We start from the raw sequence: 16,516 nt of genomic DNA on the forward strand, positions 1-16,516 counted from the left end.
CGGAGAGTTCGGTACGGTGCTGGCATGCAGGGCACGGTGGCGACCTTCGACGCGGCGACCCGCAGCGGACTGCTGCTGCTGGACGACGGCACCGAGCTGCCCTTCCCGGCCCGGGCGTTCGACGCCTCCGGGCTGCGCCTGCTCCGCCTCGGCCAGCGGGTCCGCGTGGAGACGGACGCCGCCGGCGACGTCGTACGCGTGACGCTGCCGACGATGTCCTGACAACCCGCCGCAAGTTCATTTTGCGTTAACCGAGTTCGGGTGATTATGGGCGGGTGAGCACCCCTCGCGAACACCCCGCCAGCCCCGCCGCCACCGACGACACCACCAGCCGCAACGGAGGTCGCCCCCGGGGGACCGACGGCCGGTTCCGCAGCGCCCACCCGACCCCGGACGACGGCCCGGGCAACGACCCGGCGGCGGCCTCCGCCGGCCTGGAGGAGGTGCTGGACCCGGTCTCGGAACCGGGGCTGCCGCAGCCCGCCGACGAGCCACCGTCCGTCCACCCGCTGCCCGAGGACCGGTTCCTCAACCGGGAGCTGTCCTGGCTCGACTTCAACGCCCGGGTGCTCGCCCTGGCCGAGGACCCGCACACCCCGCTGCTGGAACGGGCCAAGTTCCTGGCCATCTTCGCCAGCAACCTGGACGAGTTCTACATGGTGCGGGTGGCCGGGCTGAAGCGCCGGCTCTCCGCCGGCCTACCCGTGCGGGGCGGTGACGGACTGCCCCTGCGTACCCAACTGGCGCTGATCTCCGAGAAGGCCGCCGCGCTGGTGGCCCGGCAGGCCGCCTGCTACGTCGACGACCTGCTGCCCAAGCTCGCCGCCGAGGACATCCGGGTGCTGCGCTGGTCCGACCTCGGCGATGCCGAGCGGGAACGGCTGCGCACCTACTTCCGGGAGAAGATCTTCCCGGTGCTCACCCCGCTGGCGGTCGACCCGGCCCACCCGTTCCCGTACATCTCGGGCCGATCGCTCAACCTGGCCGTCGCGGTACGCGACCCGGACGGCGGGCCGGAGCTGTTCGCCCGGGTGAAGGTGCCGAACAACGTGCCCCGGTTCGTCCGGGTCGACCGGGACCGGCCCGGAGTCCGCATGCTGCCGGTGGAAGATCTCATCTCGGTGCACCTCGGGCAGCTCTTCTCCGGCATGCAGGTGGTCGAGTGCCACCTGTTCCGGGTCACCCGCAACGCCGAGGTGGAGGTCGACGAGGACCGGGACGAGGACCTGCTCCAGGCGCTGGAGCGGGAGCTGGCCCGCCGCCGTTTCGGCCCGCCGGTACGACTGGAGGTCGCCGCCTCCATCTCCGACCACATGCTGGAACTGCTCGTCCGGGAACTGGACATGGACACGCAGGACGTGCTGCGGGTCCGTGGCCTGCTGGATCTCTCCGCGCTGTGGCAGCTGTACGGCGAGGCCGACCGGCCCGACCTGAAGGACCCACCGTTCGTCCCGGCCACCCATCCCCGCCTGGCCGAGGGCGAGGTGCCGAGAAGTGTCTTCGCCACCCTGCGCGACGGCGACGTGCTGGTGCACCACCCGTACCACTCCTTCGCCACCAGCGTGCAGCGGTTCATCGAGCAGGCCGCCGCCGATCCGAACGTGTTGGCGATCAAGCAGACGCTCTACCGCACCAGCGGTGACTCACCGATCGTGGACGCGCTCGTCGACGCCGCCGCCGCCGGAAAACAGGTGGTGGTGCTCGTCGAGGTGAAGGCCCGCTTCGACGAGGTGGCGAACATCGGCTGGGCCCGCACCCTGGAACGAGCCGGCTGCCACGTGGTGTACGGGCTGGTCGGTCTCAAGACCCACTGCAAGACCGCCCTGGTGGTACGCCAGGAGGGCAACCAGATCCGCCGCTACTGCCACATCGGCACCGGCAACTACCACCCGAAGACCGCCCGGCTCTACGAGGACTTCGGCATGCTCACCGCCGACCCGGAGATCGGCGCCGACCTGACCGACCTGTTCAACGTGCTCACCGGGTACAGCCGGCAGACCGCGTACCGGCGGCTGCTGGTGGCGCCACAGGGCATCCGCAGCGGGCTGATCGAGCGGATCGAACGGGAGATCAACCATGTCCGGCTGGGCATGCCGGGACTCGTCCAGTTCAAGGTGAACTCGCTGGTCGACGAGGAGATCACCGACGCGCTGTACCGGGCCTCCCAGGCCGGCGTGCACGTCGACCTGATCATCCGGGGGATGTGCACACTGCGACCGGGGGTGCCCGGGCTGTCGGAGAACATCCGGGTGCACTCGATCCTCGGCCGTTTCCTGGAACACTCGCGGGTCTTCCGCTTCGGCAACAACGGCGACGCGGAGTTCTGGATCGGCTCCGCCGACCTGATGCACCGCAACCTGGACCGGCGGGTGGAGGCACTGGTCCAGGTCACCGACCCGGTGGCCCGGGCCGAGCTGGACCATGTGCTCGGTGCCGCGATGAGCCCGGACGTGGACGCGTTCGAGCTGGCCGGCGACGGCACCTGGACCCGCCGCGCGGGCCGGCCGGAGGCACCGCTGAGCCACCTCCAGCACCTGCTGCTGCGTCGCGTCGGCAGCACGGCCGGTTGACCGGGTCGGAATAGGCTGGGCAGATGGTCGAGGAGGAACGGAAGTTCACGGTGGAGGCCGGGTGGCTGCTGCCCGACCTCTCCCCCGCCGTGCCGGCCTCGGGGAGCGTCCGGACGCTGGCACCGGCGACCCTCGTGGCCACCTACCACGACACCGTCGACCTGCGGCTGGCCCGGGCGGGTGTCTCGCTGCGGTACCGCGAGGGTGACGAGGTGCCGTGGACGGTGAAGTTGCCTACCGACAGCCCCGGCGTCCGCCACGAGATCTCCCGCTCCGGCCCGCCCGACGTGCTGCCGACGGAGCTGGTCGAGCTGGTCACCGTGTTCCACCGGGGTGCCGCGCTCACCCCGGCGGCGGTGGTGCGTACCGTCCGGCACGCTCAGGAGATCGTCGACGAGGCCGGCCGGGTGCTGGCCGAGGTGGTCGACGACCAGGTCACCGTGCTGGACGCCGAGGGCGCCACCACCGGCGCCTTCCGCGAGGTGGAGGTGGAGCGCAAGGCCGGTGACGGCGCACTGCTCGACCGGCTCACCGAGTTGCTGCGTGACTCCGGTGCCCGGGGCGGTGACTTCACCCCGAAGCACGTCCGCGCGCTCGGCCGGGCGGCCACCGCCGAACCGGACCTGGTCGCCCCGGACGAACTGCCGGCCGATCCCAGTGCCGCGGCGGTGGTCACCGAGGCGGTACGCCGCGAGGTGGCCCGGCTGCTGGCGCACGACCCGCTGGTCCGGCTGCGCGCGCCGGTCGGCGACGACGACACCGCCGTCCACCAGATGCGGGTGGCCTGCCGGCGGTTGCGCAGCGACCTGAAGACCTTCGGCCCGCTGGTCCGCCCCGCGTGGGCCCGACCGCTGCGTACCGAGTTGAAGTGGCTGGCGGACGCCCTGGGGGCGGCCCGGGACGCGGAGGTGCTGCGGGAACGGTTGCGCCGCACCGCCGCCGCCGATCCGGTGAGTCCGGTGGATCCGGCGGCGGTCGACCGGCTCGACGCCGTCCTCGCCGAATGGCAGGCGGAGGCGCTGACCGGGGTGGACGAGGCGCTGCGCGCGCCGCGGTACCTCGCCCTGGTCGACGCGCTGGTGCTGGCGGCCCGCGCACCGCGACTCACGCCCCGGGCGGACGCGCCGGCCCGGCGGGTGCTACCTCGACTCGTGGCCCGCCCGTGGCGACGGCTGGCCGGCACACCGAAGAAGCCGGGCGGCGTCGCGACGCTGCACCCGGCCGGACCCGACGAGCAGTGGCACACCGTACGCAAGCAGGGCAAGCAGGCCCGCTCGGCGGTGACGGCGGTCGCCCCGGTGCTCGGCGGGGACGCGGCGAAGCTGGCCCGGGCACTGGCGAAGGTGCAGAACCTGCTCGGTGAGCACCAGGACGCGGCGGTGGCCGCCGAGACCTGGCGCGCGGTGGCCGAGGCCCGGCCCGACGACCATCAGCTGGCGATGACCGTCGGCCGGCTGCTGGAACGGGAGCGGGCGGCCGTACGACGGGCGCGGGCGGACTTCCCGTACGCCTGGCGGCGCGCCAGCCGGCGACGCCGGACCCGGTGGCTGGCGTGACCGCGATCCGGGCGGCCGGCGGGGTGGTGTGGCGACCGGCGGGGGTGGACCACGTCGAGGTGTGCCTGGTGCACCGGCCCCGGTACGGGGACTGGACCCTGCCCAAGGGCAAGCTGGAGCCGGGCGAGCATCCACTGCTCGCCGCCGCCCGGGAGGTCGCCGAGGAGGCCGACGCGCAGGCCGTGCCGCAGTTGCGGCTGCCGTCGGTGCGCTACCACAGCGAGGGCCGGCTCAAGGTGGTCGACTACTGGTCGATGCGGGCGGTCGGCTCCGGGGGATTCCAGCCGGACACGGAGGTCGACGAGGTCCGCTGGCTGGCCGTCGACGACGCGATGACGCTGGTGAGCTATCCGCACGACATGGAGGTGCTGGCCGCGTTCGCGGCGCTGCCGCCGGTCACCGCGACCCTGGTGCTGGTGCGGCACGGCCACGCCGGTAAGCGGCTGGCCTGGCCTGGCCCGGACACCGGGCGGCCACTGGACGCCCGGGGCTGGTCCGAGGCGGACGCGTTGGCACCGCTGATCGGGCTGATCCGCCCGGCCCGGCTGCTCTCCGCGTCACCGCGCCGGTGCGTGCAGACCCTCGATCCGGCGGCGGCGCTGCTGGACCTGCCGATTGAGATCTGCGGCGACCTGGACGAGCCGAGCGCCGGGCAGCAGCCCGACGAGTGCGTGCTGGCCGCCGCCGCACGCCTGGCCGCGCTGGCCGCCGCCGGCGAACCGGCGGCGGTGTGCAGTCAGGGCAAGGTGATTCCCGGTGCCCTGGAGCGGCTGGCGGGTCGGTGCGGCGACTACAGCACCGGCAAGGGCGGCGGCTGGCTGCTCGCCTTCACCGGCGACCGCCTGGTCGCCGCCGACCGTCTCTGACCGGGCGCCGGGCCAGCTCGGCCGGCAGCGATAGCGCAGCCGGTTCAGCTCGACAGGCGCACCGGGGCGTCCCTGGCCCCTGCACATCGCGCCGAGCTGGCCACGCCGCAGTCGAGCCGCGACCGCCTCAGCGGTCGGGCAGGGTGAGGGTGACGGCGACCGGCAGGTGGTCGCTGGCGGTGCCCGGCACCGCGACCGCGTCGGCGGCGACCAGATCGGGTGAGACGAGGACGTGGTCGATCTGCTCGCGCGGATCGTCCGCCGGGCTGGTCGGCAGCGGGCGGGCGGCGGCGAGCGCGTCGACCAGCCCGGCGTCGGTGAACGCGGTGAACGCCGGGTCGCCCGGCTCGGTGTTGAGATCACCGGCGACCACCAGCGGCGCGCCGTCGGCGTACCCGGTGGCGAAGTCCGCGACGGCGCGGGCCTGCACCACCGGGTCCGCACCCGGCGGCGGCTGCAGGTGGGTGCTCACCACGGCCAGGCGTACGCCGGCACCGAGGTCGACCGTCACGCCCAGCGCCTGCGCGCCGGTGGGCGCGCCCACCGCTGGCAGCGGACGGGTCCGGGCCCGTTGCACCGGCCAGCGACTGAGCACCGCGTCGCCCCACAGCGGGTCGGCGGCCGGCGCGAAGACGTACGGCATCCCCAGCCGGTCGGCGAGCAGGCCCAGTGTGTCGTGGCCACCGTTGAGCAGCCAGCCCCGGTCGACCTCGCTGAGCACCACCACGTCGGCCCGGCCGACCATCCGGTCCAGGGCGGTGAGGTCGAAGCGGCCGTCGAGGCCGAAGCCCATCCGGATGTTGTACGCCACCAGCCGCACCTGCTCCGGCGGCCCGGGCCGGTTGCTGGCCACCAGCCATGGCCCGTGCAGCCAGGCGGCGGCGAGGGCGACGACTGCGGCCAGCACCGCCAGCCGCCACCGGGGCAGCTCCGGCGCGGGGTCGGCCCGCGGTTGCCCGCCCGACGCGGCGGTCGCGCGCATCGCGACCATCCCGGTCAGGGCGGCCACCGCGGCCGGTACCCACTGGTTGGGGTAGCCGATGTCGTAGGCGGCGTAGTAGACGAGCGCGGCGACGGCGAAGACGAGCATCCCGCCCACCGCCGCGTACGCCGGGCCGGTGCCGCTCCGGTCGGTCGGCTGCGGCGACGCGCCGTCACCGGTCAGGCCGAGGCAGCCGCCCAGCCCCGCCGCGCCGGCCAGGACCGCGACGGTGAGCAGCGTCGGCGGACCGTATCCGAACAGCAGGGCCCCGGCCACCAGCAGCACCGGCGGCAGCGCCCGCCACCGTGGCTGCCACGGGGTCAACGCACCGAGCAGGAACAGCGGTGCCGCGGCACCCAGCGGCGCCAACGCGAACGGCGGGGGCGCGGCGGTGCCCGCCTCGCCGTACCAGTAGGACATGGCGCTTATCGCGACCGCGGGTGACAACGCCACCATGCCGCCGAGCAGCAGGGCCGGCCCGACGAGCAACCAGCCTCGGCGGTTCGGCGGCGGCCGGTCGTCGACCGGTCGTGTGGCGGCACGGCCGAAGGCCGTCTCGGCGGCCAGCAGCGCCGCCACCACCGCCACGCTCGCCACCCACGCCGGCCAGCGCTGCCACCACACCAGGTCGTACGTGCCGAGCAGCGCGTGGCCCAGCGCGCTCGCGGTCATCCCCAGCACCAGCCCGGGCACCGGGTGCGCGACCCGGGCGGCGGTGGCGGCCAGCCAGACCAGACCGGCGAGCAGACCGGCGCTGGCCAGCCACAGTTGGGCCCGCCCGCCCGGCGCGGCGGTGAGCGCCAGCCGGGCGGCACCGAGCACCAGCACCGCCGCGACCCCGACGGTGGCGGAGCCGACCCGTGCGACGAGGACCGGCGCGGCGAGCGCCAGCACGAACCAGCTGACCGCGAACGCGCCGAGCAGCTCGGCCGGGGTCGACGCGGCCTGACCGAAGATGGTGATGACCGACGGCAGGAAGACCCGCAGCACGTCGGTCAGGACGACAAGTCCCAGAGCCAGGGTGGCGGTGCCGAGACGGCGCTGACTCAACACGGTTCTCTTTCCGGCGAGGGGTGGTGCGGCGATTCTGCTGGCCGGGTCCCGGGCCGGTCAACGGTTCCCCGCCGTGTGCGGGTGGACCGTCGGTCGGAATGGCGAGGGCGCCCGCCGTGCCGGCGGGCGCCCTCGTCGTACGACCGGCTCAGCGCCGGGTCGCGGTCTTCCTGGCCGGCGCCTTCTTCGCCGGCGCCTTCTTGGCCGTGGCGGTCTTGCGAGCCGCCGTCGCCTTGGTCGCCGCGGCGGTCTTCTTCGCCGGGGCGGCCTTCTTGGTGGCGGCCTTCTTCGCCGGGGCGGCCTTCGCGGTCGTCTTGGTCGCGGTGGTCTTCTTGGCCGCCGCGGTCTTGCTCGCCGCGGTCTTCTTGGCTGCGGTGCTCTTCGCCGCGGTCGTCTTCTTCGCCGCCGTCGCCTTGGCACCGGTGGTCTTGGCGGTGGCTCCGGCGGTCTTCTTCGCCGCAGCCGTGGCCTTCGGCACCTTGCCGCTGGCCACCATCTCCTTGAACCCGGCACCGGGGCGGAACGTCGGCACCGAGGTCTTCTTGACCTTCACCGCCTCCCCGGTACGCGGGTTGCGGGCTGTTCGCGCGCCCCGGACCCGCTTCTCGAACGCTCCGAAACCGGTGATCGCCACCTTCTCGCCCTTGGTGACCGCCGCCTGGACCTCAGCGAGGACCGCGTCGAGCGCGGCCGTCGCCGTTTTCCGGTCCCCCAGGCGAACGGCGAGCGCCTCGATGAGCTCGGCCTTGTTCACGACTTCCTCCTGATTGTGCAACTGACTCGACGCGAGCCATTCTGCGCGCACGGTATGCCCTGTGCTGGCGGGACACAAACATTCGGCGGAAAAAAGCCCTTGTGTCGTAACGGATTCGCCCCCACCGGTGGCACCGGTGGGGGCGGAATCGGCTGCGGATCGGGGCGTTCGGGCTACGCGACCCGGGGCAGGAAGGCCGGTCGGTCGGCCTCGAAGGCGCTGATCCGGTCCTCGTGGCGGAGGGTGAGTCCAATGTCGTCCAAGCCCTCCATCAGCCGCCAACGGCTGAAGTCGTCAAGCGGGAACGACCAGGTGGCGGTGCCGACCCGCACCTCACGCGCGGTCAGGTCGACGATCAGCGGGGTGGCCGGATTCTCCTCGACCAGGCTCCAGATTTCTTCGACAGCTTTCAATTCAAGCTCTACCGGAAGCAACCCTTCCTTGAGGGCGTTCCCCCGGAAGATGTCACCGAAGCGCGGTGAGATCACCACTCGGAAGCCGTAGTCACGCAACGCCCACACCGCGTGCTCCCGCGATGACCCGGTGCCGAACTCGGGGCCGGCCACCAGAATCGACGCTCCCGAATAAGCTTGATCGTTGAGCACGAATGCCGGATCCTCCCGCCACGCGCTGAACAGCCCGTCGGCGAAACCGGTCCGGGTCACCCGCTTGAGGTACACCGCGGGGATGATCTGGTCAGTGTCCACGTCGGAGCGACGCAGCGGCAGGGCGGTGCCGGTGTGCACGGTGAACTTGTCCATGTCGCAGCCCTTCTACAGGTCGGCGGGTGCGGCCAACCGGCCGACGACGGCGGTGGCGGCGGCCACCGGCGGGCTGACCAGGTGGGTACGCCCACCCCGGCCCTGGCGGCCCTCGAAGTTCCGGTTGGAGGTCGAGGCGGCGCGCTGCCCCGGCGAGAGCGTGTCCGGGTTCATGCCCAGACACATGGAGCAGCCGGCGAAGCGCCATTCGGCACCGGCGTCGGTGAAGACCTTGTCCAGCCCCTCCGCCTCGGCCGCCTCGCGTACCGCGGCCGAGCCGGGTACCACGAGCATGCGTACCCCGTCGGCAACCCGATGGCCGCGCAGCACGTCGGCGGCGGCGCGCAGGTCCTCCAGGCGCCCGTTGGTGCAGGAACCCACGAACACCACGTCGACGGCGAGGTCGCGCAACGCGGTGCCGGGGTTGAGGTCCATGTACGCCAGGGCACGGCGGGCGGCGGCCCGCTCCGGCTCGGTGACGAACTCGTCCGGGTCCGGCACGACCGCACCCAGCGGCGCACCCTGCCCCGGGTTGGTGCCCCAGGTGACGAACGGCGTGATCTCGGTGGCGTCCAGGGTCACCTCGGAGTCGAAGGTCGCGCCCTCGTCGGTGGGCAGGGTCCGCCAGTAGGCGAGCGCCGCCTCCCAGTCGGCGCCGCCGGGGGCGTTCGGCCGCCCCTTCAGGTACGCGAAGGTCGTCTCGTCCGGCGCGATCATGCCGGCCTTGGCGCCCCACTCGATGGACATGTTGGCGATCGTCATCCGCCCCTCCATGGACAGCGCCCGGATCGCCTCGCCCCGGTACTCCACGATGTGCCCGCGCCCGCCGCCGGTACCGACCTTGGCGATCAGGGCGAGCACCAGGTCCTTGGCGGTGACGCCGGGGCCGAGCCGGCCGTCGACGGTGACCGCCATCGTCTTCGGGCGAGCCTGCGGCAGCGTCTGGGTGGCCAGCACGTGCTCCACCTCGCTGGTGCCGATGCCGAAGGCCAGGGCGCCGAACGCGCCGTGGGTGGCGGTGTGCGAGTCGCCGCAGACGATCGTCATGCCGGGCTGGGTTAGGCCGAGCTGCGGGCCGATGACGTGCACGATGCCCTGGTTGGCGTCGCCGAGCGGATGCAGCCGTACGCCGAACTCGGCGCAGTTGCGCCGCAGCGTCTCGATCTGGGTACGGGAGGTGGGGTCGGCGATGGTGAGCAGGTCGCCGCGACGCTGCTGGAACGAGGGATCGGCGTACCCGGTCGGGGTGTTGTGATCCTCGGTGGCCAGCGTGAGGTCGGTACGCCGCACCCGACGGCCGGCCATGCGCAGACCGTCGAACGCCTGCGGGCTGGTCACCTCGTGCAGCAGGTGCAGGTCGATGAAGAGCAGATCGGGCTCACCATCAGCGGACCGGACGATGTGTGCGTCCCAGACCTTCTCGGCCAAGGTTCTCGGCTCTGGAGTGACTCCCACCATCTGGACATCCTAAATTCTGGGAGGTAAATTTCGGCTTGTGGGACACAGTATGAGCGGTGTCGGCGTTCTCGACAAGGCGGTGGTCATCCTGGCCGCCTGTGTCGACGGCGCCAGCCTTGCCGAACTTGTTGAACGCACGAAGCTGCCCCGAGCCACCGCGCACCGGCTGGCGCAGGCGCTGGAGATCCACCGGATGCTGGTCCGGGACACTCAGGGTCGCTGGCGTCCCGGCCCACGCCTGGGCGAGTTGGCGAACGCGGCGCCGGATGTGCTGCTGACCGCGGCCGAGCCACTGCTGGCCGCCCTGCGGGACGCCACCGGTGAGAGCGCCCAGCTCTACCTGCGTCGGGCGGACGAGCGGATCTGTGTGGCCGCCGCCGAGCGGGCCAGCGGGCTACGGGACACCGTGCCGGTGGGCTCGGTGCTGCCGATGACCGCCGGTTCGGCCGCGCAGATCCTGCTCGCCTGGGAGCCGCCGGAGGCGGTGATGCCACTGCTGCCCCGGTCCAAGTTCACCGGCCGCACCCTCGCCGAGGTCCGCCGCCGAGGCTGGGCGCAGAGCGTCGCCGAACGCGAGGCCGGTGTGGCAAGCGTCTCAGCCCCGATCCGCGACCGCACCGGCCGCGTGATCGCCGCCATCTCCATCTCCGGCCCCATCGAGCGCCTCGGCCGCCGCCCCGGCGAACGCCACGCCATGGCCGTGGTCCGCGCCGGCCAACGCCTCTCCGGCCTCTGACCCCCACCCCCGCCCCATCCCGCTGCACCCGTTGATCATGAAGTTGTTGTCACGCCACGCCGGACGGCCAGACAACAACTTCATGATCAACGCGGCGGAGCGGGCGGGGCGGAGGGGGAGATGGGAGAAAGCCCGTCTCGGCGGGCGAGACGGGCTTTGGTGTGTGGTAGCCCCGACCGGATTCGAACCGGCGCTACCGCCTTGAGAGGGCGGCGTCCTGGGCCGCTAGACGACGGGGCCAGGCACTTTTGCGGATTCACCAGCCCTTGTGGGCGGTGCGGCAGTAGTCTAGCGGCGCCGCCGCCGAGTGCCGCACAGGGGTGGCGGGTGGGCGCCGCGGTCGGGGTCGGCAGTTGACCGAGAAAGCGAAACGGCTCGCTCCGCAGCGGCGGAACGAGCCGTGAACACCTGTAGCCCCGACCGGATTCGAACCGGCGCTACCGCCTTGAGAGGGCGGCGTCCTGGGCCGCTAGACGACGGGGCCAGAACACATCGCGGCACCACCCTTTCAGGCAGTGCCGCCGAACTCTACCAGACCTCGCCACCAAGGCCCCTCGCGGTGCCTCGTGCCGAACTCCACCAGAATCCAGCTGCCTCGATTCGTGACGAATCTCGGCTGCGCTGGGGTACCAGGACTCGAACCTAGACTAACTGAACCAGAATCAGTCGGGCTGCCAATTACCCCATACCCCATTGGCCCCTTGCGGCGCCGGGAACAAACTCTACCCTCCCGGCACCGACAGGCCAAATCGACTTCCCCAAACCGCTACTGAGCTGCCAAAACGGCGATCAGGTCGCCGACACCACCGGGTTCGTCAGCTCTCCGATCCCCTCGATCCGGACGCTCACCGTATCCCCGTCCGTGAGCGGGCTAACCCCTGCCGGCGTACCGGTCAACACGACGTCACCGGGCAACAACGTCATCACGTGTGAAACGTACGACACCAGGGCCGGCGCGTCGAAGACCATGTCGCCGGTGCGGCCGAGCTGCCGCACCTCCATCTCCTCCGGATCGCGACCGACCTCGCAGCGGATCTCCAGGTCGGTGACGTCCAGCCCGGTGGTGATCCACGGCCCGATCGGGCAGAACGAGTCGAACCCCTTCGCCCGGGTCCACTGGCTGTCGGAGCGCTGCAGATCCCGGGCGGTGACGTCGTTGGCGCAGGTGTAGCCGAAGATCGCCCGTTCCGCCGCGGCCCGGTCGGCCCGGCGGGCGCCGGGTGCGCCGATCACCACCGCCAACTCGGCCTCGTGCTCGACCTGCCGGCTGAACTCCGGCAGCCGGATCGCGTCCCGGGGACCGATCACCGAGGTCGAGGGCTTCAGGAACAACAGCGGCTCCTTCGGCACCTCGGCGCCGTGTTCGGCGGCGTGCTCGGCGTAGTTACGGCCGACGCAGACCACCTTGCTGGGCAGGATCGGCGAGAGCAGCCGGACGTCGGACAACGCCCAGCGGACCCCGCTGAACGTGATCTGGCCGAACGGGTGGCCGGAGATCTCGGCGATGGTGAGCCCCTGGGGGCCGGCCTCCGGTTCCCCCTCGACGACACCGAACGACATTCCCTTGGCATGAGCAAAACGAGCGATACGCACCAGGCCAATGTAGTGCGGCCAGCGCACGGTCGGCGCAGCTTACCCGCGCCGCGCACCGTCCGGGCCGGATTCACCGCTTCGTACCCACCCGACGCGCGCCCGCCCCTAGCGTCGGCTGCGGAGGTTCGTTCGTATGCCTGCATCGACACGACACCACAGGACCCTCGCCGCGATCGTGCACTGCGTCGGTCTGTTGACCGCGCTGCCGGTGCTGCCGACCGCCACCGCCCCGCACGCTCCGGCGGTCACCGCCCCGCATGCTCCGACGGCGGGGCTCACGCCGGCGGCGGCCGCACCCGAGCCCAGCATGCCGGCGGCACCACCGGCGGTACCGACGCCGACCCGGGTGGTCGCGCCGGCCGCCAGGCCGAAGGTGAGCGTACGGGTCGCGCCGGAGCGGAGCAGCGCGCCCGGGTACCGGATCGAGGTCCGGAACGCCGGCAGCACCCCGGTGGAGACGACCGTCCGTCAGGAGTTGCCCCAGGGGGTCTCGGCGACCACGGTGAGCGACGGTGGTCGGGTGCTCCGCCCCGGCGGATCGTCGGCGACCGAGGTGACCTGGCGGCTGAGGCTGGCGCCGGAGAGCACCACCACACTGGGCACCACGCTCACCATGACCGGATCCCGACAGCCGGTGACCGCTCCGACGTGCGCCTACGCCAGCGACGGCCGACAGCCGTACGACTGTGCGAGCGCCACCTGGACGGCGCCGGGGATGGCGGCGACGCAGTCGCCGGAGGCCACGGGCTGGCGGCGCCAGACACCCGCGCTGACGGCCGCCGGTGCCGCGCTGCTGGTGCTGGCCGTGGTGGGACTGCTCGCCTGGCGACGCCGCCGACGGCCGGTCGCCGCGGCACTGGCCTCGGACGGGCCGGGCACCGTCTACCCACGCCCGGCCGCGCCCCGGCCGCCGGCCCGACGCCGCAAGCCGCCGGTGTGGGTCGTGGTGCCGGTGGCCGCGATCGTGCTGGCCGGCACGCTGGGCGCCGCCGCGTGGTCCGCCACCCGCCGGGTCACCGCGATCGACACGGACAGCCAGCCGACCAGCGGCGCCTGGAGAGGCACCGGAGTCAGCGGGAGCCTGGGGACGCCGCTGCGCGAGGACGCGTTCGAGTTCACCGTCTACCGGATGACCTGCGAACCGGGCCGGGGCGCGCGGCAGTGTCAGGCGACCGTCGGGGTCCGCAACCTCACCCGCGAGCACCAGAGCTGGCACGGCAAGTTGCAACGGGCGTACCTGGCCAACGGCAACTGGGTCACCACCGACGAACCGGCCACCCGCCAGGCGAACCAGGGACGCGACGTGTTCGCCGACCCGCTGGCCGCCGGCAGCCGGGTGGTGCTGCCGCTGGTCTTCACCGTCACCGGGCGTGAGGCGCCGCAGCGACTGGAACTGCGCAGCGGGGTCTTCTCCGCTGGTGTCCGCGTCGACGTGCCCTGACCGGCGACCGGACGGCGGTCGTACCCTTGGCTCCGTGAGCACCGTCCCCGCCCCCGTCGTCGGTGGTGTCGACGGCGGGCGACCGACCAGCCTGCCGGCAACCGCCTGGCGACCCCTGCTGGCCGGGCACGAGCGACGCGCCGATTCACTCACGGCGGGACACCGGGCCCGGCGGGCCGCCGGGGCACGGCACGCCATCGACGACTTCCTGTACGACTACTACGGCACCCGGCCGTCGGTGCTGCGCCGGTGGCACCCGGGGGTCGGTGTCCGGCTGGAAGCCGGTCCGGACGGCCCGGCACCGCAGCACCGGTGGCGCTGGTACGCGACCGACGCCGACGGCTCGGTACGCCTCGACGTCGACGCGTTCCTGACCGACCGGGGCGACTCGGTGCGCTTCATCCACCGACTGCTGACCTCGATCGCGTCCCGACCGGCCTTCACCGGCTGCTTCGGGCTGCACGAGTGGGCGATGGTGTACCGCCAGGCCGAGCACCGGCACCCGCTGCCCCTTCGACTCGGTCAGCGGGGCACGGACGCGGTGGTCGAGTCGCACCAGATCCGGTGCACGCACTTCGACGCGTACCGGTTCTTCACCCCCGAGGCCGTCGAACTCAACCACCTCCGACCGACCCGGACCGGTCAGGTGGACCTCGACCAGCCCGGCTGTCTGCACGCCTCGATGGACTGCCACAAGTGGGCCACCAAGCTGGGCCCCGCCGTGCCCGGTGCGCTGGCGCTCGACTGCTTCGAGCTGGCCGGCGAGATCCGGCTGCTCGACATGCGGGCGTCGCCGTACGACTTCTCCTCCTACGGCGAGCCGCCGGTGGCGATCGAGACGCCGGAGGGCAAGGCCGAGTACGTGGCACGGCAACGCGAGTTCGCGCAGCGGGCCGGCCGGCTGCGGGCCCGGCTGATCGAGGTGTGCTCCGCGCTGCTCGACCGCGGTTGACGGTGCTACTCGCCGTCCACCCGACGGTCGCGCTTGCGCTGCCCCCGACGCTTCTTCTCGGCCAGCCGCCGCTCCTTGGCCGCCCGCGACGGGCGGGTCGGACGACGCGGTGGCGGTGGCGGGGCGACCGCCTCGCGCAGCACCGAGACCAGACGTTCCCGCGCCGCTTCCCGGTTGGCCAGCTGCGTCCGGTGCTCGCTGGCGGCGATCGTCAGCACGCCGTCGACCAGCCGTCCGGCGAGCCGGTCCAGCGCCCGGGCACGCAGCGACTCGGGGATGCTGGGTGAGCCGGCCAGGTCGAAGCTCAGCTCGACCCGGGAGTCGGCGGTGTTGACGCCCTGCCCGCCCGGCCCGGACGATCGGGAGAACCGCTCCCGCAGTTCGGCGGCGGAAACCACCCACCGGTCGGTCACCCGCAGTCCGTCGTCCACGCCCTGAGGCTAGCGCGGGGTCCGCGGCGCCTCCGCGCCAACGCCGCGAGCGCGCATCCGATCCGTTGTCAGCGGTCGGGCCGCTCGTCGGCGGTGCTGCTCGGCGTCGGCGTCGACGGCGCCGGATCGTCACCGCCACCGGTGGCGGCGTACGCGACCGCGCCGATCAGGAGCAGGGCGATGACACCGACCTTCGTGGTGACGACTTTGATCAGCATCCAGGCTGCCCGACGCGCCCCGGGCACGGTCTTCTTGGCCGCCTGGTAGTCGTTCCAGCCCCGCCGGGCGCGTGCGTACGACGACCCGACGCCACTTCCGATGATGAGGCCCACCAGCAGGAGGGCCGCGATGAGAGGACGCTCCACCCACGCCAGTATTCATACCGAGCGTAATATTTCCATTCTCCGATCATCGGTCGCCGGAATCCGACAGTTGCCCCGATCTCCCCGTAATCGGACAGTTACTATCGGTGATCAGCCGCCTTTCCCGATGATCGTGTCGGCGGTCTGCTGCACCTGCTCGATCGGGATGGCGAACCCGATGCCGATGGAGCCGTTGCCGTCGATCGTCGCGATCGCGGTGTTCACCCCGACCACCTCGCCCCGGGCGTTGACCAGGGGTCCACCTGAGTTGCCGGGGTTGATGGAGGCATCGGTCTGCACCGCCCGGTGCCGGTTGTCGCCGAGGCGCACCTGCCGGTCCAGCGCGCTGACGATGCCCGCGGTGACCGTGCCGGGCAGCCCCAGTGGCGACCCGACGGCCAGCACCGGTTCGCCCACCCGGGTCGCACCCGGCTTGGCCAACGGCAGCGACGTCAGGTTGGCCGACGACGGCACCTTGAGCACCGCGAGATCACTGTCCGGTTCCCGGCCGACCACCTCCGCCGCGTACCGCCGGCCGTCCGGCAGTTCGACGGTCACCGGCCCGCCACGGCCCTTGGCGATGATGTGGTCGTTGGTGATGATGTGTTGTTCGGAGTCGACCGCGAAGCCGGAACCGCTCGCCGAGCCACCCGCCGCCCCACCCACCAGCACCGACACCACACCGGGCACGGTCTTCTCGGCGGCGGTCACCAGCTCGGCCGGCACCGGGGCGGCGGACGCGGCGGCCGGCCCCGGGATGCCGTCGCGACCGGCCACCCAGCCGCCGGCGAGCGCTCCCGACCCGGCGGAGATCGCGATCATCGCCAGCCCGGCGAGCAGCCGGCGCCGCCAGCCGCCCAGCAACCGCTCCCGCGCCCGCGCCGCCGGGTCCGTCCCGCCCCGCCCGTCCGGGTCGAGATCGGGCGAGACGAACCAGGGTCCGCGCGGCTCACCCAGTCCGGTCTGCACTGCCATACGTACGCTCCTCACGTGTGTGGCTC

The 16,516-nt window shown here is 72.7% G+C and carries 15 protein-coding genes and 3 tRNA genes; 7 read left to right on the forward strand and 11 right to left on the reverse strand.

Translation table 11 applies throughout. The features are described 5' to 3' along the window. Nucleotides 1–24: 24 nt before the first annotated feature. Genes O7605_RS13045 through O7605_RS13060 form a run of 4 tightly spaced genes read left to right on the forward strand, consistent with a single transcriptional unit; the run spans nucleotide 25 to nucleotide 4,992 of the window. Entirely contained in the window at nucleotides 25–222 is a 198-nt protein-coding gene (locus O7605_RS13045) for a cold-shock protein (protein WP_093401734.1), read from the forward strand. 53 nt (nucleotides 223–275) lie between these two features. Next, nucleotides 276–2,570, forward strand: a complete 2,295-nt coding sequence (locus tag O7605_RS13050) for an RNA degradosome polyphosphate kinase (protein WP_269739429.1) — start codon at nucleotides 276–278, stop codon at nucleotides 2,568–2,570. Nucleotides 2,571–2,593: 23 nt separating this feature from the next. Beyond that, nucleotides 2,594–4,126, forward strand: a complete 1,533-nt coding sequence (locus tag O7605_RS13055) for a CYTH and CHAD domain-containing protein (RefSeq protein WP_269739430.1) — start codon at nucleotides 2,594–2,596, stop codon at nucleotides 4,124–4,126. Then, nucleotides 4,114–4,992, forward strand: coding sequence for an NUDIX hydrolase (locus O7605_RS13060; RefSeq protein ID WP_269739431.1), 879 nt, complete (start codon nucleotides 4,114–4,116; stop codon nucleotides 4,990–4,992). Before O7605_RS13055 ends, O7605_RS13060 begins: the two co-directional genes overlap by 13 nt. Nucleotides 4,993–5,119: 127 nt before the next feature. Here the strand turns inward: O7605_RS13060 and O7605_RS13065 are convergent, their stop codons facing one another. The 4 genes from O7605_RS13065 to leuC all read right to left on the reverse strand — a co-directional run bounded on the left by O7605_RS13065 (nucleotide 5,120) and on the right by leuC (nucleotide 10,000). Continuing rightward, nucleotides 5,120–7,027, reverse strand: coding sequence for an endonuclease/exonuclease/phosphatase family protein (locus O7605_RS13065; RefSeq protein ID WP_269739432.1), 1,908 nt, complete (start codon nucleotides 7,025–7,027; stop codon nucleotides 5,120–5,122). Nucleotides 7,028–7,175: 148 nt separating this feature from the next. Next, a complete protein-coding gene (locus O7605_RS13070) occupies nucleotides 7,176–7,781 on the reverse strand; it encodes an HU family DNA-binding protein (RefSeq protein WP_332317123.1) in 606 nt (201 codons plus the stop codon). A gap of 173 nt (nucleotides 7,782–7,954) precedes the next feature. Next, nucleotides 7,955–8,542, reverse strand: a complete 588-nt coding sequence (gene leuD / locus O7605_RS13075; RefSeq protein ID WP_269739434.1) for a 3-isopropylmalate dehydratase small subunit — start codon at nucleotides 8,540–8,542, stop codon at nucleotides 7,955–7,957. A 12-nt stretch (nucleotides 8,543–8,554) separates the two neighbouring features. Next, nucleotides 8,555–10,000, reverse strand: a complete 1,446-nt coding sequence (gene leuC, locus O7605_RS13080; RefSeq protein WP_269739435.1) for a 3-isopropylmalate dehydratase large subunit — start codon at nucleotides 9,998–10,000, stop codon at nucleotides 8,555–8,557. A 49-nt stretch (nucleotides 10,001–10,049) separates the two neighbouring features. Here leuC and O7605_RS13085 point away from each other — a divergent pair, with 49 nt between their 5' ends. Continuing rightward, nucleotides 10,050–10,736, forward strand: a complete 687-nt coding sequence (locus O7605_RS13085; RefSeq protein ID WP_013284529.1) for an IclR family transcriptional regulator — start codon at nucleotides 10,050–10,052, stop codon at nucleotides 10,734–10,736. Nucleotides 10,737–10,900: 164 nt separating this feature from the next. Here the strand turns inward: O7605_RS13085 and O7605_RS13090 are convergent. From O7605_RS13090 to O7605_RS13105, 4 genes are all read right to left on the reverse strand, one after another. Next, nucleotides 10,901–10,976, reverse strand: a tRNA-Glu gene (locus O7605_RS13090). A 171-nt stretch (nucleotides 10,977–11,147) separates the two neighbouring features. After that, a tRNA-Glu gene (locus O7605_RS13095) sits at nucleotides 11,148–11,220 on the reverse strand. 137 nt (nucleotides 11,221–11,357) lie between these two features. Then, nucleotides 11,358–11,429 (reverse strand) — tRNA-Gln (locus O7605_RS13100). A 96-nt stretch (nucleotides 11,430–11,525) separates the two neighbouring features. Further along, nucleotides 11,526–12,329, reverse strand: a complete 804-nt coding sequence (locus O7605_RS13105) for a fumarylacetoacetate hydrolase family protein (protein WP_269739436.1) — start codon at nucleotides 12,327–12,329, stop codon at nucleotides 11,526–11,528. Nucleotides 12,330–12,462: 133 nt separating this feature from the next. Between O7605_RS13105 and O7605_RS13110 the strand changes: the two genes are divergently transcribed. Both O7605_RS13110 and O7605_RS13115 read left to right on the forward strand, forming a co-directional pair. Then, on the forward strand, nucleotides 12,463–13,770 hold the full coding sequence (locus tag O7605_RS13110; RefSeq protein ID WP_269739437.1) for a hypothetical protein: 1,308 nt from the start codon (nucleotides 12,463–12,465) through the stop codon (nucleotides 13,768–13,770). Nucleotides 13,771–13,804: 34 nt separating this feature from the next. Continuing rightward, complete coding sequence (locus O7605_RS13115) at nucleotides 13,805–14,722, forward strand: 3-methyladenine DNA glycosylase (RefSeq protein ID WP_269739438.1); 918 nt, start codon at nucleotides 13,805–13,807, stop codon at nucleotides 14,720–14,722. Nucleotides 14,723–14,727: 5 nt separating this feature from the next. Here O7605_RS13115 and arfB read toward each other — a convergent pair whose 3' ends face one another. From arfB to O7605_RS13130, 3 genes are all read right to left on the reverse strand, one after another. Then, the gene (arfB, locus tag O7605_RS13120) at nucleotides 14,728–15,153 is read right to left on the reverse strand and encodes an alternative ribosome rescue aminoacyl-tRNA hydrolase ArfB (RefSeq protein ID WP_269739439.1); all 426 of its coding nucleotides are present in this window, start codon (nucleotides 15,151–15,153) and stop codon (nucleotides 14,728–14,730) included. Between the two features lie 68 nt (nucleotides 15,154–15,221). Next, nucleotides 15,222–15,518: a hypothetical protein gene (locus tag O7605_RS13125; protein ID WP_164445753.1), complete on the reverse strand. Its 297-nt coding sequence runs from the start codon at nucleotides 15,516–15,518 to the stop codon at nucleotides 15,222–15,224. Between the two features lie 108 nt (nucleotides 15,519–15,626). Next, nucleotides 15,627–16,490, reverse strand: coding sequence for a S1C family serine protease (locus O7605_RS13130; protein ID WP_269739440.1), 864 nt, complete (start codon nucleotides 16,488–16,490; stop codon nucleotides 15,627–15,629). Between the last annotated feature and the right edge of the window lie 26 nt (nucleotides 16,491–16,516).

The sequence above is a fragment of the Verrucosispora sp. WMMA2121 genome (assembly GCF_027460185.1).
Taxonomy (GTDB): domain Bacteria; phylum Actinomycetota; class Actinomycetes; order Mycobacteriales; family Micromonosporaceae; genus Micromonospora; species Micromonospora palythoicola.